General features: G+C 40.6%; 11 protein-coding genes. 1 reads left to right on the plus strand and 10 read right to left on the minus strand.

Annotation, left to right across the window (positions count from 1 at the left end):
• Positions 1-67: 67 nt before the first annotated feature.
• The 9 genes from B9A18_RS13950 to B9A18_RS13990 all read right to left on the minus strand — a co-directional run bounded on the left by B9A18_RS13950 (position 68) and on the right by B9A18_RS13990 (position 15,431).
• Complete coding sequence (locus B9A18_RS13950) at positions 68-2,023, minus strand: beta-N-acetylhexosaminidase (protein WP_084289942.1); 1,956 nt, start codon at positions 2,021-2,023, stop codon at positions 68-70.
• Between the two features lie 8 nt (positions 2,024-2,031).
• Complete coding sequence (locus B9A18_RS13955) at positions 2,032-3,249, minus strand: AGE family epimerase/isomerase (protein WP_084289943.1); 1,218 nt, start codon at positions 3,247-3,249, stop codon at positions 2,032-2,034.
• A gap of 16 nt (positions 3,250-3,265) precedes the next feature.
• Positions 3,266-5,344 (minus strand): GDSL-type esterase/lipase family protein, encoded by a 2,079-nt coding sequence (locus B9A18_RS13960; protein ID WP_084289944.1) that lies wholly within the window; start codon positions 5,342-5,344, stop codon positions 3,266-3,268.
• 21 nt (positions 5,345-5,365) lie between these two features.
• On the minus strand, positions 5,366-6,937 hold the full coding sequence (locus B9A18_RS13965) for a sialidase family protein (protein ID WP_084289945.1): 1,572 nt from the start codon (positions 6,935-6,937) through the stop codon (positions 5,366-5,368).
• 12 nt (positions 6,938-6,949) lie between these two features.
• Positions 6,950-8,203, minus strand: coding sequence for an MFS transporter (locus B9A18_RS13970; RefSeq protein ID WP_084290105.1), 1,254 nt, complete (start codon positions 8,201-8,203; stop codon positions 6,950-6,952).
• Positions 8,204-8,218: 15 nt separating this feature from the next.
• The gene (locus tag B9A18_RS13975) at positions 8,219-9,352 is read right to left on the minus strand and encodes a galactose oxidase (RefSeq protein WP_235005326.1); all 1,134 of its coding nucleotides are present in this window, start codon (positions 9,350-9,352) and stop codon (positions 8,219-8,221) included.
• A 37-nt stretch (positions 9,353-9,389) separates the two neighbouring features.
• Positions 9,390-10,328 carry a dihydrodipicolinate synthase family protein gene (locus tag B9A18_RS13980; RefSeq protein WP_084289947.1) on the minus strand — a complete coding sequence of 313 codons (939 nt, stop codon included), beginning with the start codon at positions 10,326-10,328 and terminating at the stop codon, positions 9,390-9,392.
• Positions 10,329-10,404: 76 nt separating this feature from the next.
• On the minus strand, positions 10,405-11,982 hold the full coding sequence (locus B9A18_RS13985) for a RagB/SusD family nutrient uptake outer membrane protein (RefSeq protein WP_084289948.1): 1,578 nt from the start codon (positions 11,980-11,982) through the stop codon (positions 10,405-10,407).
• 23 nt (positions 11,983-12,005) lie between these two features.
• Positions 12,006-15,431 carry a SusC/RagA family TonB-linked outer membrane protein gene (locus B9A18_RS13990; protein WP_084289949.1) on the minus strand — a complete coding sequence of 1,142 codons (3,426 nt, stop codon included), beginning with the start codon at positions 15,429-15,431 and terminating at the stop codon, positions 12,006-12,008.
• A 184-nt stretch (positions 15,432-15,615) separates the two neighbouring features.
• Between B9A18_RS13990 and B9A18_RS13995 the strand changes: the two genes are divergently transcribed.
• A complete protein-coding gene (locus tag B9A18_RS13995; protein ID WP_235005327.1) occupies positions 15,616-16,317 on the plus strand; it encodes a FadR/GntR family transcriptional regulator in 702 nt (233 codons plus the stop codon).
• Between the two features lie 76 nt (positions 16,318-16,393).
• Here B9A18_RS13995 and B9A18_RS14000 read toward each other — a convergent pair whose 3' ends face one another.
• The gene (locus tag B9A18_RS14000; protein ID WP_084289950.1) at positions 16,394-17,509 is read right to left on the minus strand and encodes a porin; all 1,116 of its coding nucleotides are present in this window, start codon (positions 17,507-17,509) and stop codon (positions 16,394-16,396) included.
• Positions 17,510-17,566 lie beyond the last annotated feature (57 nt).

A 17,566-nucleotide genomic window follows, 5' to 3' on the forward strand; every position in this document is an offset into this window, starting at 1 on the left:
AAAACTTGAATTGTAAATATATAGATTTTAACAAGAAGCCCCGTCTACCAATGGCAAACAATTACGCTTAAATCCCTGCCCTCACAAAAGTAAACATCCATTTCTCGGGGTTTTTCCAGTCGGCCCCCTTAAAAGATTTGATGGGTAACCTAACCAAAACATTATTCCATCCTTTCTTAAGGGGGATATTTACTGGCGACCGGTATTCATATCCTTCATCTACCAAAGGCAATTCCATATCACCTTTAACTCCTGCTTGCTTCCATAATGGAGGTTCAACAATCTGGTCGTTAACCCAAACTGCACTAGCCCGGTTATCCCAGGTTCCTGCCTTTGGCGAATCTGAGGCATATGAACGTGAAATATTATTAAAACCGATCCAAAACCCCTGAATCCTATCTTCATCACTCCAGATTCTGGTTGTTGCATACCAGGTCGTATTTTCCTTTGGATCATCCAGTAATCCCTTAACCACAGGTGTCCACCAATGCCTTAAAATCTGCGTTGCTCCCACTGCAGTAAAGGTAGCTGGCTCTTTTTGCGCATCAAACCTTTTGTCTTGAGGTGCAAATTTTCTCGTCAACTCCCCTTCATTTTTAAAAGGGCCATAAAATTGCCAGCATACATCCGATTGCCTTACATAAGGAAAAGGAAGTTGGTTGAAATACCTGGTTTTATGTGCCATCAACCTATCCTCAAATTCAGCAAAATCAATGGCCTGTTTGCTTTCTGGGGCACCAATATTAGCCAGCCAACCGCTTGCTCCCCCACCTCTCCAGCTTCTTTCGCCAAAAGCCACTATCGTTGGATAAACAGGATTCTGAATCAGCACATCTTCCGGTTTATTTACTCTTCTATCGGGCCAGGCACAGATGATACCGCCTAGCGCTGCTTCATTCCCCTGATCAAGATTACAAATCCGACGATTAAATATCGTAACCACACTCTCCAGCGGGTCCATGTGATTGATATAAAGATGCCTCGAATCAATGTATTTAATATTTTTATTGGAGCTTACTTTTGTCGCACCTTCCATCCATAACTGTCGGATAGTACTTTCCGTAAAATTGCCCCCCGGCTCCCAGCCTATTACTTTTTTACCCAGTTTTTCTATGAGCGCTGTTACCTCCGGTAAAAAATTCTTATTGGTAATTTTCACTTCATCAGCCCCTATATGCAGATAAGGCACATCATAGGTATTGCAAAATTCTTTAATGATATTTTTAACAATGGCCAAACCACTATCGCTTTGCATATCCGTTTTCATGGCCCTTTTAAAGGCTGCACTATGTCCGGGCATGTCTATTTCAGGCACAAGCGTAATGTGTCTCTCCTTACAATAGCTAATCAGTTCCTTTAAATCTTTCTCGGTATAAAACTCCCCCTTATTGCGCAGCATGGTTTCCGGATCAGTAAGTTGCGGATACAATTTACTTTCGAGTCTCCAGGCAATATCTTCCGTAAAATGAAAATGAAAGATATTGAGCTTGTACCTTGCCATCGCGTCGATTTGCTGTTTCAACAACTTCATCGGCATAAAGTTCCTGCCCCCATCGATCATATAACCCCTCCAGGCAAAAGCTGGCCAATCTGTAATATTACAGGCTTTTACAGTGCTGGCCTGAGTAAGCTGCATGAGCGACTGCAAGCCGTAATATATACCTGCAGCACTTCCACCAGCAATCACTATCCTGTGAGGATCAACCGCCAAATGATAAGCTTCGTTAGCATTAACGGCAGCCTTAACCTCAGCCAATTGCAAGACTATCGCAGGTCCATTTTTTAAAACGCCTTTTATAGGAATATTTAAACCCAGTCTTTTTAAATAGGATTGCAACTGTTTTGCTTCTTTATGCAAGGTTTTACCTGCAACAATAGCTTTGCAGTTTTTAAGCTCAAAAACCCCCGAATTAAGCTGCATTATTTGCGGCAGAGGAATGAGATTTACACCCGATTTTACAGGTAGTTGTGCCCGTACAGCAGATATAAAAATCAACAGAAAAAACAAAATCTTATTAACCATGTCGGATTTTAATGATGTACAATATCAGCTACCTTTTCATCTGCAGTTTTCAGGTATTCGTTTAACAAGGTCATGCAATACCACTCTTGCCTTGGTAAATGGAATGGACCTTTAAACAAATTACCTTTTGCAGTTTGGGCCAGACTACCATCTTTGTGCAGGTAGCCAAACCATTCGCCATTATCTTTATCGTGGAAATGTTGGTAAGCATAATCGTGTACCATTTTATGCCATTCCGCATACTTTTCATCGCCTGTCATGGTATACGCCAATAAAGTGGCGATGATTACTTCGTTATGTGGCCACCAGAATTTCATGTCCTGCCAATACTCCTGTACAGGTTTGTTGTACACATCCCTGAAATACAGGATACCGCCATGCTCTTTATCCCAACCACGTTCCCACATATAATCCAGCATTTTACAACCCAGCTTAATTAACCTTGGATCATTATTCCTGTATTTAGCTTCATGAAGGATAAACCATGCACCTTCTATAGCGTGTCCGGGATTTAATGTACGACCATCAATATGATCAATGATACTTCCATCCGGAGCAACCTGCTCCATTACACAGCGGATATCGTCTTTTACAAAATAGGTTTCAATTTCATTGATCCATGTATCAATCCACTCATCGCAACGCGGATCACCAATATTTTCTCTTAGCTGCTGCGCGGTGTTCATCATGATCATAGGCACGCCGATTCCTTTTGCAGGTCGGGTTCCTGTAAATTTAGCAGGCAGTATACCCGGTGTGGTGGCGTAGTCAATGCACTTACCAAACAGGTAACGCGCTTGTTCAGCTGCCGCCTCATCGCCACTCGCTTTAGCATAAGCAGCATTGGCAATTACCGCGAAAGTTTCTGAGAAGTAATAGCGACGTTTACGGATAGGCTGTCCATCACGGGTAACATGGAAAAACATTTGTCCGTCGGTATCAAAGCAGTATTTATTTAAGAAATCAATACCCGATTTGGCGCCATCCAGCCATTCCTGTTTTTTCTCCACCGTGTTACACAAGGTTGACAACAACCATGCTGCACGCCCCTGAATCCAGACAGCCTTATCGTCATCGATCAGACTTCCATCCTGATCGCGCATGAGCAAATAACCACCATATTCCTGATCTATTGATCTTGGAAACCAAAATGGAACGGTATCATTTAACAGCTGATTCGTGTAGAATTGCTGAAGTTCTTGTAGATTTTCTTTTGAGTAACTCATAGGGTATCTAATGTTTTCATTGTATAAGCATAGAAAAAGTGGAAGCAGGCAGAGCTGCTTCATTCACCAAATTCGCCTTGCTAAAGGGCTGCCAGCTATAGCATACAGTTTTAACTTTTTGTGCGGCTGGTATCACCAGCTGAACTTTATTTTTCACGATGATTCCAGGAACCATCAGTCGATTGCCTTTTTCTGTAATCACTTCAAAACCTATTAATTTTGCTTTGTCTTTTGTAGAAAGGATGGTTCCCGGAGCAAAATCAACCACCACCCTATTGCCAACTTTCCGGGCATCGACTGCAACCGGGCCATTTGAAACGACAGAACGTTTGTAGGTATGGTTTAATGCCTGTAAGGCCAAGCGTTCTCCTACCTCTTTTTTTCTTGTGGGATGAACATCCAAGGAGTCGCCAAGATCTGAACTAACGGCCATATAGCTATTCGGAACGGTCTTTTCCAGCTTACGCTGAACATCCCTGAAGTATGGCCATGAGGGACGATCGATCCCCGATAACTGAACATAGTAGAAAGGAAATTGATATCCCCATTTCTCGCGCCAGCTGTTAACCAACACCTCGAAACTATGGGCATACAGTTCCGGATTTTGTGCATTGCTCTCGCCCTGATACCAGATTACTCCTTTTATAGGAAAATCTACCAACTTGTCAATACCTGATTCGTAGTTATATGCAGGTTCGTAAGGGTGACGCTGCTTTACCTTGGTTGCATTTTTAAGGTTTACATCGGCTCTGCCTCTAGCCCATTCCTGTATAAAGTCCGACTTACGCCACTTGGTCATCACATCTACCAGTAGCGGATCATGCGCTAAAGTCAACCTATCGATCCAGGACTCAATCGTTGAACCACCCACAGCAACCTGAATAAGCCCTACCGGAACCTTTTCCGCAGCTGCGATTTTCTTTCCAAAATAATAAGCTACAGCACTAAACTCTGCCGCTGTAGTCGCCGAATAGGGTTGCCAGCTTCCAGAGAAAAACTCAAGCTTATTGATTTTATCCAGTGTAGCTTCATCCCAGGTTTCATTATTCGTTTCAGCAGTAGGATTAAACAGCATAAACCGCAATAAAGGATTTGAAGAAACCTGCGCTTCGGCTTTACCGGTAGCTGATTTTTTTAAAGGGAAAGCCATATTCGACTGCCCCGAGGAAAGCCATACATCCCCCAATAAAATATCTTTCAATAGGATGTTTTTGCTTTTTGTCTGCACACTTAACTCATACGGACCGCCATGAGGCATAGCGGGGAGCATTACTTTCCAACCACCATCCTTACCGGCTGTTGTGCTTATTTTTTTACGGTTAAAAGTTACTTCAACCTGCTCATTTGCATTTGCTGTTCCATAAACCGGAATAGGCTGATTCCGTTGCATCACCATATGATCTGAAAAAACCATTGGAAGTTTCAATCCACCAAAATCACCTGTCAGATTTTGAAAAACCGTTTTGGCAATAATAGCCGCACCTTCCTGATCGGGATGCAGGTTATCGGCAAATAAATCAGGGCGATTATGCAAGGGCGTATTCAAATCGATCAGCTGTGCCTGATTTGCTTTGGCAATCGCAGGAATCAACTCCTGAATCTGCCAGTACCAATCTCTGGTGCCCGACTTAAACCTGGGGTGTTCACTAAATATAGGTGTTAGCCTACATACATATAATTTAACCTTTGGATTTTGCTTTTTAAGGGTATCCAGCAGCCAGGAATAATCTGCTTCAAAATCACTTCTATACTCCGGCCAGTTTCTTGGATCAGTATCATTTAATCCAAGATGAACAATGGCAACATCTGCTTTAAAAGACATAGCCTTGTTAAAAACATCCGTTTTGTAATAGGGTTTATGGCCCTTTTTCAATAACGTAGCCCCGCTAAAACCGAAGTTCCTAACTTCATAGGAAGTGCCAAGCAGATTTTGCAATATTGTAGGATAAGACGCTGTTTCGGGTGATTTTAAACCAGCCCCATAGGTAACAGAATTGCCAATGCAAGCAACCTTTACTTTCTCATTTTGTGCTGATGCCCCATAATTCATCAGCACTAATAAGCACAATAACAGTAAAATGCGATTTCCAGACATTACCCTACAATATTGAACACCTTATTTAACCACATCCTTTACAGGTATACGGATAAAATATAAACTCCTTATTCCTTCATATAAAAGGCCTACTGTTTCATTATCAATTTTGCTGAGTGCCGAGTAACCATAAGTTTTACGTTCGTCTAACAGTAGCTTGTCGGCCGTTGGCCAGGATTCTCCTAAATCCAGACTTGCTTTAATCGTTAAATGTGTCCTTGGCGCTTTAGGTATATCCAGATTGCTGAAGAAAAGCACATCCTTCTTAGCGCCTTTAACATTCACGTTAGCTTTAATTAAACTACCCATACAAACCGGATCAGGCAGCGCACTGTAGGAAGTAGCGTGCGCTGTCCAGGTTTGCCCCATATCTTTAGTTGTTGCCACACTTCTAAACTTACCCCTGTTATCTCTCATGTTCAACATGATGGTTCCCGGTGTAGTTTCTACCAGCTGACTTTCTGTTGTATTTGATTTTGCACCTATTGCACCTTTCCAGGTTTTACCATGATCTTCGCTATATATTAAAGTTGAATGTGGCATTTTAGCAGCATCCCAGTATTGAGCCGGGAAAACGATTTTTCCATCTGCCATTGCAATACCATTGCCCGGGCCTGGGAAAAATAAGCGCCATTCAGGATTCTTAACCTGATTGGTGATGCTATAAGGTTTGCTCCAGGTTAAGCCATCGTCAGTACTACTGGTGATAAGGAATTGTCCGGTTTCATCAGGACTTAATCCGGGACCAGAACCTCTAATCGAACGATTTCCTTTACTCCACAGCGCCGAAACCCATATGGTTTTAGTAACGGGATCAAACAATATCGAAGGATCACCGGAGCCGCTATTGTCGGCAGGGCCACCCATATCCATGATATTCTTCATCGCATCCCAGTTTTTCCCTCCATCAGTACTTCTGCTCATACCTACATCAATATTACCAGGTAAATCCACATCATTGTCGTAGCGGATATCGTAAACAGATATTAACGTTCCTTTGTCGGTGGTAATCATCCCCGGTATACGGTAAGTATGCACTTGCTCATCCATTGGTTTACGCAAAGCGACACCCAGGTATCTTGAACCTACTTTACTTTGTGCAACTTTATAAATCAAGCCTGTTGCATCAATAAACTGATCTGCTTTTATGGTTAACTGATGATCAATATCTGCCTCATCTTTTAAAGTAACACTAAGCCATAGTGAATGCTTTCCAGCAGTTAATGGAGTTGTAAAAGAAATACTGAATTTATTTCCTGAAGGCACTACACTACCCAACAATTTACTTGCTGAAAGTTCCTGCTGGTCATCGCCCAGATAAAGTTCCAGCTTTGCAATGTCTTTTAATCCTGCAGTTTCGATGGTTCCTTTAAATTGTTGGTATGCTACCTCTTTGTTACCTTCCGGTATATTTATCGCGATGCGCAGATACGGATTGGTTTCCATTCTTTTAAAGATTGGATTGATGGTTGGTTCAGCAGTAACAGTAATCGCAGTAGCACCCGTACCCTTATAAATTTTGCTTGAGCAGGCCATGATACATAATGCACTTATAAGCAATATGAAGCCCTTAAATATCTTTTTTATATTCATTTTGTTGTGTGTTTAGATTGATGGTGAATTGGCATCCGCGAAGTCGTTAACCTTAGGTCGCAGGAAGTATAATTGTATAACCAGTGCAACCAGTACAATACCGGCCAGCATAGCGAAATCCTGACCAAGATGCCCTGCATCCGATGATTTACCCAGCCAATCGGTGATGAAAGCACCAAAGAAAACTCCGGTCATGTTCATTAATCCATAGGCTGTAGCCCTGTATTTAGCAGAAACAAACTGGCATAGGATGGGCATATTGTTGGCATCGAACATTCCGAAACCAATTCCGAAACATACCGCAGCCCCCACAACATGGAAAAGCGTGTGGCCAAACCCTAGCAGCAGCAAAGAAGGAATGGTTAATGCCAAACCAATGGCACTGGTATATATTCTACCTTTTAGGTTCTTTTGCACCCAACGATCAGACAAAATTCCTCCGGTTATAACCCCCAGAAATGAAGAGAATGCGATCGTAATGGTTGATAAAGGCCCTGCAGTAGCCATTGGGATATTTAAGTTTTGTGCAAAAAGTGTTGGTAACCAATTTTTCGCCGCCCATCCCGGTAAACTTGGTACCGCGAAATAAAATAGAATGATCCAGAAGGATATATTGGTAAGCAGCAGGCCGAGCCCTTTAAAAAGAGAAGTTTTAACATGCAAGCTGTCGCTCATCGCAATAGGATCATCTGATGCTTTTTTCTCTCTCAGGAAAAAGATCAATATAACCGAATAAATAACGCCTGCTATTCCGAAGTAATGAAAGGTGGCTTGCCAGGAGAATTTATCGGCAACAGTGGCGCCAAAACCGCCCAGGGCCTGGCCCATATAAAGACCCGTCATGTGTATACCAATAGCCAGCGACCTGGTTTTTGGCGAGTGAAAATCGGCAATCAAAGATAATCCTGCCGGAATATATAGTGCTTCGCTAACACCCATCAACGCTCTTAGCCAATAGAGCTGGTTAAACGTTGTTGCGTAGCCCATCAGGAAGGTAACTACAGACCAAACGAAAAGACTGCCTACGATAAGCCACTTTCTATTGAATTTATCTGCAATAATCCCTGATACAGGACTCATAAAGCCATATATCCATAGAAAAATAGCCATCAGATAACCAAAATTAGTGGCCGATTGTAATTCGGCAATATCTATTTGCATGGCTGGCTTCATGGTCGACAGCATTTGTCTATCCATGTAGTTTAGTAAGGCAACTACCCATAGCAGGCCTACCACTACCCAGGCATATCTTTTTGTATCTTTCATCTTCCTTATAATCATTTATTTAATCAGCCCCAACATTACATTTGGTGTTCGGATTCCGGGTTTCACCTCTCCGTTTGACAGCACGATATTTCCATTCCACATGGTAGCAGTTGTGGTAACCTGCGCCGAAAAAGGTAATTCACCAATTTTGCTCCACTTGTTGGTCATGGTATTATACAACAACATCCCCCTATAAAAACCTCTATGATGGATGCTTAATTCGTTTTTTTCTTTAACCAGCCTGGCTTTAACCTCAACGTCTTCCGTCTGGGCAATTTGGGCCAGATAATTTTCTATTTTATGGAACGTTTTTCCATTATCTCCCCCCGTAATCAATATCCAGCGATCGCCAATACCTACCCCTGCTCCTGCAGAAAAGTTGGTTACATTTTTCCCATCACTTATCGGCGCAACTTCTTGCCAGTTCTCCCTGTTAACATCATATACATAAGTTGTGGAATGTAAGTCGCTGATTCCTGATGCAGTTTTTGTTCGTCCTCCTATTACAAAGATATTTGTACCCGCTTTATCCTTTTGAACCACTGCGACCGAATTGCCCATTGCAACAGGCAGGTTTGGTAACACTTTCCATACTGGATTTTGCTCGTTAAGATCCAGGCTAAAAAAAGCATCGGTTGACCGCTTTGGAAGATCTCCCCCAATAGCATACACCACATTCCCGATACTAGTTAACGCAATATTAGTCACAGCAATAGGTAAATCAGGTAGTTGAATTACCGTCACCTTATGTTTATGGTTATCCCAGTTTATTCTATAAGCCTTCTTAGATAAGCCTTTATCATTTTCTCCGCCGACATATACTACCCCGGCAGGAGTTGAGGTGTTTCCACAATAAGCAATAGGCTCTGGTAACGGCTCCTTCATTCGCTTATTCCAATGAAATCCATCAGCTGATTTCTGCAACACATGAATTTCATTGGAATAATACTTCTTCCCTCCATCCCAGGGCATTTTATCGGGGAAATTTGCTCCACCGGCTACAATTAGCACATTATTATGAACAGCATTAATGGCACCTGCAAAACCTAAAGAGATATTCCCTTCAACATCCTGCAGACTTGCTGCTACAATCCACTCCACATTGGGTTCTTTTGTTTTTTGAGAAAAAACAGGTTCTGTAATTAGCATAATATAAAAGAATAAGAAGATGTATTTATACATTTTTTTAGGCGTTAACCCCGACTGCAACTGATTTAAAAGTATGAAAACCTACTGTCTCCACATCTTTCTTAAACAATTCAAACTGCGATCCGTTCATATTTTTTACTGGTAATCTAAATTCACCACAATTTAAATTAATCAACTTCATATATGCCTTACCTACAGATATACCACCGTACTTCCCTAAAAGCCTGATCATGTCAATTGATTTTTGCTGCAACTCACGTGCTTTTACCAGATCATTGGCATTAAATGCATCAATTAAATCGTAATAAAGTGGTGCTGCATAGTTAAAAGTACTACCCACAGCGCCTTTAGCACCCAGTACCAGGGCCGACAACATATTCTCATCACGTCCCCACAGCATGTCGTATTTACCACCTTTAAAGCTCATACAGCTTTGAAAGTCCATAAAGTCTTCATGCGTATATTTGATACCGGCAAAGTTTTTTATTTTATCATCAACAGCATGCAGAAGGTCGATCATCGCGTAGTTACCACCCGTTAAAACAGGAATGTGGTAATAATAAAATGGCATATCTGGCACCACGTTAGCTATCTCAGCACAAATTTGTCCCAGTACCTCCGCATTTGCGGGTTTAAAATAAAATGGAGACGTAAAGGAAATTGCGTATAGTCCAATCTCACGTGCGTACAAAGCCAGTTCTTTACAATCGGCAATACTGGTACCGCCTAAAAGTATCATAACTTTAAAATCATTGTCACCATCGGTACACTCTGCCCATTTAGCGGCCACTTTCTTCTTCTCATCAGCAGTCATAGAAACCCCTTCGCCCGTAGAGCCGCAAATAAATGCGCCTGTAACACGGTTTGATTTTAAGAATTGATAATAAGCTGGTATTAAGGATAGGTTTAATTCACCATTTTCGCCCATGGGTGTAAATGGAGCGGCAATTAAGCCTTCTAATTTTTCGAAATTCATAAGGTTAGTTTAAAAGAGGTTGTACCAAAAATGCTATATGATGAGTATTTATGACACAACCTCTATTGATATTAAATTATTTATTAGGGTTTGTTGTTGCATAACCCGGCGTTTGCTTTACCAATGGATCGTTGGTCCATATAGCGGGTTCAATTGGCCAAAGAACTTTATAGGCCTGAGTCGCTTTATCTAAAACTCCATATCTATGACTTAAGCTTTTAAAGACTAATGGATCAGCACCAAATTTCATTCTTCTTATGTCATACCAGCGTTTACCTTCATAAACAAACTCTTTACTACGTTCAGCAAAAATGGCCAACTCATTTGCATCCTTACTTCCATTTACAAAAGGAGTCGGATCTGCATTATTAAAGGCGCGGTCGCGGATAGTTTTGATAAAAGAAGCGGGACTTGCACCTTCAGCGTTTGCAATCTCAGCAAGCATCAGCAACCTATCTGCCTCTCTGTAAACCACCCAGTCATCAGAAAAATACCTTTTGTTTGCATCGATTACTCCTAAGAACTTAACCAATGCTGTATTTCTGATGGTTACAACAAAAGGCGTAACATTTGTATTTACTCTATAATAATCATAAAACGTGGCATTTCTTCTTGTATCAGCAACGCCATACGATTGGAAAAGTTCAAAAGTATATCCATAACGTTGAATTACCTGCTGGGAATTTGGTGCAGCCAACTGTAATGGATCGCCAAGGAAATTACCAACACCAGCGGTAACAGTAGAATCTTTGTAGTGAATTCCGCTAAAATTAGGGATTGAATAAGTAAAGCTAGCCACATTTCCCATTTCAGCCTCACCTACACGATAGCGGATTGCCAGGATTACCTCACTATTGTTTTTGTTTGTAGAATTAAAAACGTTGGCAAAGTTTGGCATTAAGCTGTATCCTGTTACTGCATTTAGCGCATTTTTGGCTTCTGTTAAGTCAGCTGTCGCGCCATACACTTTTGCCGACCATAGGTAAACTTCTCCTTTAAGCATTAAAGCGGCTTTTGGCGACCATAAACTTTTATCACCTTGATTTCCAGCAGTTCCAAAAAGACTGATAGATTTATCTAAATCAGCCTTTATAGCAGCAAGCACTTCAGCTTCAGTTGATCTGGCTTTACGAAGAGATACTGCATCAGGATTAGGATTTGTTACATCCGGTTCTAACCTTAAAGGCACCCCACCATAGGTACGTAATAAATGAAAGTAGTAATACGCACGCATAGCATAGGCTTGTCCAAGGAAATAATTCTTTTGAGTAGCCGATAAAAACCCTAATTCTTCTGTTTTTTTAATAAAAAGGTTTAATTGAAAGATTGGCCCATAAAATCCGGCCCAGTTACTTACTCCGGAAGAGTTTTCATTAATATCCTGTTGTATAATTTGCAGTTCATTTAATGATGTGTTTTGTCTGTCTACATTACTAAAACCACCCCCTCTCATCTCACCGAGGCGAACAAACTGGAACTGATTATCTCTAAATTGCTTATGCAAGCCAACCATAAAGTTGGTTACCTGTGACTCATTTTGCCAGAACGTTCCGTCTCCAAAACTATCCTCAGCCTTAAGGTCCAGCGTTTTTTTGCATGACATAGTGGCTATACCTAAGAAGACCACTAAGATTAAATATTTATATGTTTTCATAACAAATTTCTTTATAGTCTATATTAAAAGGTTAGGTTCATTCCAAAAATTAATGATGTTGGAATAGTATAAGCAGCATTGGTCTGATTTCCAGAACGCTCTGGTAAATTCAACTGCTTATTAGTAATATACCCTAAATTTTGTCCGGTTGCGGTTAAAGTAAGGCCTGCTATTTTAGCCTTATCTAATATCTTTTTAGGAATAGCATAACTTAAAGAAACCTCTCTAAACGCTAAATAGCCAGAGTTTACAAAGAACATGCTGCTAGGTCTGTCAAAGTTCTTAGCATTTAGCTGATCCGCCCAGGTATATCTTGGATACAATGCACCAGGATTTTCCGGTGTCCAGGTATCTTTGATTACCTGCGTACCATTAAACTCTCCCTGCATGGCTCCCAAAGTCCACATTTGTTGAAAATCCTGTTGAATATGACCAAAAGCGAAATCGACACGAGCATATAGAGAAAGACCTTTCCAGCTCACCTGTGTATTAAATCCACCGGTCCAACGTGGAAGAGATCTGCCAAGGAAGACCATATCTCTGGTATCAATGGTATCATTCTGATCAACATCCTTCCATTTCATATCGCCCATCTGAGTAGCAATAAAAGTCGAAGAACCTACATTCAAACCTCTTGAGGTGATTAATGCCTGACTAGCAACTTTTTTACCTGCAGAAGCACCATACCAAACCTGACCGGCAGCTAAATCTACTTTATTATAACCTGCAAGGTCTTCTGCATTTCTGATGATTCCCTCACTTACAAAACCATATTGTTCACCTGGTTCCTGACCTTCCTGTAAACCAGCTACCCAGATTAACTTTCCAGACCTAGGATCATAGATTTGTTGACCACCCTGACGGTTACGATCATTTCCATTAAATGGAAGTTTAAGTATTTTGTTTTTATTCCATGAAGCATTTATACCAAATTGAACTTTTAAATCTTCTTTCTGTACAGCTTTAACTGTCGCTTCCAACTCAACCCCGGTATTTCGCATTGACCCATTATTTGTACGAATGCTGCCTATCCCGGAAGAACTTGGTAAAAGGATATTAGTGATTTTATCTTTTGTAATTCTGTTGTAAACCGCAACTGAAGTAGTTATTCTGTTGTTAAAGAACCCTAACTCAAGTCCTCCCTCTACAGTATTGGACTTTTCCCATTTAAGATTGGGATTAGCTAATCCACTCTGCAAGAAACCAACTACACCATTATAAGGTGTTTGAGCACCATATTGACCTTGTAATTCATACAAGTTAACTGAACCATCAGCTTGCCTGCCTACCTCACCAATATTACCATTCAACCCATAACTAGCTCTTAATTTCATCATAGAAAGCCAGTTTTCAGTAGATTTCATAAAACCTTCTTTATGAACAAGCCATCCTGCAGATACAGCTGGAAAAGTACCAAACTGATTGTCGCCAATTAATCTTGAATAACCATCCCTTCTTACTGTAAATGAAGCCAGGTATTTTTCGTTCCAGTCGTAATTAACCCTGGCAAAAGTGGAAAGAATACGTTCTCTATTGTGATAAGAATCAATATCTCTTGCGCCTACACCAGAAACATCTCTTACGGTTAAACCCAGATCCTGAAAATCATCAGTTGGCGCCAACCTGCCTCCGGCACTAAAGCCCTTATTATAGGAATCGAAATATTCAAAACCTGCGGTTACATCTATATTATTCGCACCCAGAAACTGAGTTTTGTAATTAGCAACGGCATTGTACGTTTGTCTAATTGTACGATCTGTATTTGCCGAGCTAGCCCTATCCCTGTTCCAACCGGTATTAGGATTGGTCGTACTTAACAACCCTGATCTAAAATCTTTATTAAAAGCTTCGGCATCACTTTGATCATACATAACGATACCGCTCACCCTAACATACAGGTTTTTCAAAATATCTACTTTGAAAGCCTGTCCAAGTGTGAATTTATCACTTTGGTTACTTCTTTTATATTTGTCAATATTGAGGATTGGATTACCATCTGAAGCATCACGACCCAAAATCAGTTCTCCTTTAGCATTTGTACCTCTCAAAGTTGGTGGTGCAAAAAGCATACGACCCCAGTAGTTTCCTTCACCATTTTGCAAAGACTGATCTCTCCAGTTTGCACGGGCAAATTGAAAACTACTTTCAGATTTTAACCATTCTTTTATTTTATAGTCACCGTTTAAAGTGAAATTATAACGTTTGTAAAATGTGGCCAACGACAAACCATCTTCATTGTAGTAACCCAGATTTGCATAATAGCTTCCTTTGTCATTACCACCGTTCATCCCTACGTTATAATCCTGTGAAATTGCCGGAGATTTAAAAGCATAATCACCATAATTAAAATCTTTATAAATTAAATCTGCAAATGTTCCGTTTGGATCATAGTTTCCTGCAGCATTGGTTCTAACCGCATCTTTCATCGTTTTCCAACCATCATTTGCCGACAATAGATCTCTATTGGCATCTGTCAGGCGCATTGGGCTCCAAACTGCGCTATTAGCGTAATTACCATCCAGAATATTTCCGGCAGCATCTTTATATAGGTTTCCTGTACCTCTTGGTCCGACCGCCGATAGTGCTGAATTTGAAGCAAAAGTACCCAACGTACCATTTCTCATTGCTTCAACAACACCTAAACGTGTCCAATGGAGATAATCTCCTCCGCTTAAAACATCATAAGGTGTATTTAAGTAGTTGATTCCGGTTTTAGCTTTTAATGAAATTGATGAAACCCCCGCTTTACCTCTTTTGGTTGTAATTAAAATTACACCATTACTAGCCCTTGCACCGTAAATAGCAGTTGCAGAAGCATCTTTTAAGACCTCCATACTTTCAATATCCTCAGGATTAATATCACTGAAAGATGCACGAACCTGCCCATCCATAACAATTAGTGGACTACCACTTCCATCGAAGTTCGTTCCTCCCCTAAGGGTAATACTAGCCACCGAACCCGGCCTGCCAGTAGTAGTTGCCACCCGAACCCCCGGAATTGTTCCGGCTAAGGCTTGTGCAGGATTAGAACGCATACCCGTTTCCAGTACCTTCGAATCCAACTTAGCAATTGATGAAGTGATTTTTGACCGACTAGCAGTACCGTAACCAACTACCACTACCTCTTCGAGATTCTGCTTGTCCTCTATTAGTGTTATATTAATGTTACTGCGGCCGCCAACGCTTACTTCCTGCTTAACATACCCTGTGTAACTGAATACAAGAATATCGCTGCTTTTTGCAGAAATAGAATAATTACCACCAGCACCGGTAGATGTACCGGTTTTTGTGTTTTTAATGAGAACGCTAACACTAGGAATCGCGGCACCGGAAGCGTCGGTTACCCGCCCTGTAACTTGAATGGTTTGGCCTAAAGCATTGAGTACCCCCATGCTCAATACAAATATCAACAAGAATCTGCTGATATAGGTTGTGTAGATCTTTTTCATACTTATTATAAAGGTTAGGTTGAGCATTATGTATAACATAATAACTCTAAGGTAGTAACTTTTATTTTTATAATCCAAGAAATATTTTCATATTTATATTAACATATAGATGATTACGCTATATTTGAGCTTAGAAAGCAGAATTAGACCTATAAAAATATTATCATACATAATCATGAAAAGCATGACTGAGACATTTCAACCATTAGACACCAGTTCTCTGGTTGATAAAGTGGAAGCAAATCTTGTCCAACTACTGAAAGACAGAAAGTTAAAAGTGGGTGACACAATCCCTACTGAATTAGACTTATCCAAAACATTAGGTGTAAGCAGAACTGTTACGCGGGAGGCCATCCTACGTTTACGAATGATGGGCTTAATAGAAACTAAAAAGAAAAAGGGATCCGTAATTACCAGTCCGGATATTTTTGGCATCATGAGTAAAACCATGAATCCTCATGTATTAGATCAGGAAACTTTAAAAGGAATATTTGAAATCAGACTTGCACTGGAAATCGGAATGGCCGATTTTCTATTCCAGCGCGTTACTCCTGAAGACATTGCAGAATTAAGACAGATCGTTGAAAACGAACCTGATACCGCGCAGAATTACCTATTCCAGATCGAACACGAGATTGTCTTTCATGGAAAGTTATATGAAATCACAGGAAATGAAACCCTGATCACATTCCAAAGAATGCTGCTACCGGTGTTTGATTATGTTCACAATAGTGGTTTGCTGAAAAAACAAGGTCAGATACACAAGTTCGTTTCGCATAAAGGTTTAGTGGACATCCTGGAAAATGGCTCTCCGGAACTGTTTAGAAATGCCATGCGGAATCACCTGGAAAACCATTTTGTTAGATTATTTGATCATTCAGAATAACATTCAGTATAGTTATTTGAGTGCTTTCAGCGAATCATGCCGGCTTTGAAGAAAACGGTTATTTTGTAATATTGACTTAAAAGCGCGCTTGTACCTGACAAATAACCCTGTTGTTATTGTATTGTACAGAATTAGGAATATTATGTTGATACCTATCCATAAGCACACCTAATTGCGCCCTAATTGCGTAATTTTCCGCAAAAGAGGCACTGAACATAGGAATATAGCTTTGTCTGGCATTGCCTGCCTGCTTAAAATCTGAATCCAGATATTCATAGCGGAAAGAGAATTCAAGCTTTTTAAGTCGTAGGTTTTTGAAGCTATAACCGATGTTGGGCAGAATGTATACACCACGCATTCCATACCTGTGGATGGGAATGACTGGATCTGTCTGACTAAAATATTCAACACTATTGATTCCCTGTCTGTACTCCGAAACCAACTCAAAACCCCAGCGATCATCAATCTTGTGTTTATAATCTACATCTGCTCCATACGCCCATATTTTCTGCCCCATGTTTTGACCTGCTCCTCCGCTCAGCCCCAGCAAGGTGTTCTTCCCCAGTCCAAATACCAAACGGGCAGGGAAAATTTTACCATCATCATTATCACCAACCTGATTTCTGTTGTTACCGTTAAAAACTCCGACATAATATTTGATGGGAATCGCACTGTTCTTTATTTCTCCATAGTAGCTAGCGCCAATTTGAAAACTTTGCCAGCTGTTTGAAGCAAAAAGGTAATAGGAGTTTGAATAATCTATAGACCGCACAAAATCGACAGGATAATTATCTTCCTGACCAAACTGAGGGCGGAACTGACCGAACTGAAAATTCACATAATCGCTCACACCATACTTGATGTAAGCATTTTCAAGCACCTTATTCTGGGGATCTCCTGTAAATTCACCAGAATTAACCAGAATAACAGCATTTATACGATCGCTAATAGTTGCATTAGCCTGTAAACGCGCGCGTTTTACAGAAAAAGAATTACGAGAGAATTGTTCATTTGAAGCATGATGTTTCCCATTAACATCAATATCCTTCTCAAGCGAATAACTAAAACGGGTCTGCAACATCCCCGATAAATTCACTTTTGCCTTTTCAGAAACAGGGACGTCAATTCCCTGGGCATTTAGCAGTACAGGAAATAACAAAAAGAATAATAAAAACAGGTATATGTGCTTCATTCAGCGATTTAGAGTAAAACAAAGCTTTATCCGCTTTGTTTTACTCTAAGTCTTCAA

The organism is Pedobacter nyackensis (assembly GCF_900176505.1).
In the GTDB taxonomy this organism is placed as follows: Bacteria; Bacteroidota; Bacteroidia; order Sphingobacteriales; family Sphingobacteriaceae; genus Pedobacter; species Pedobacter nyackensis.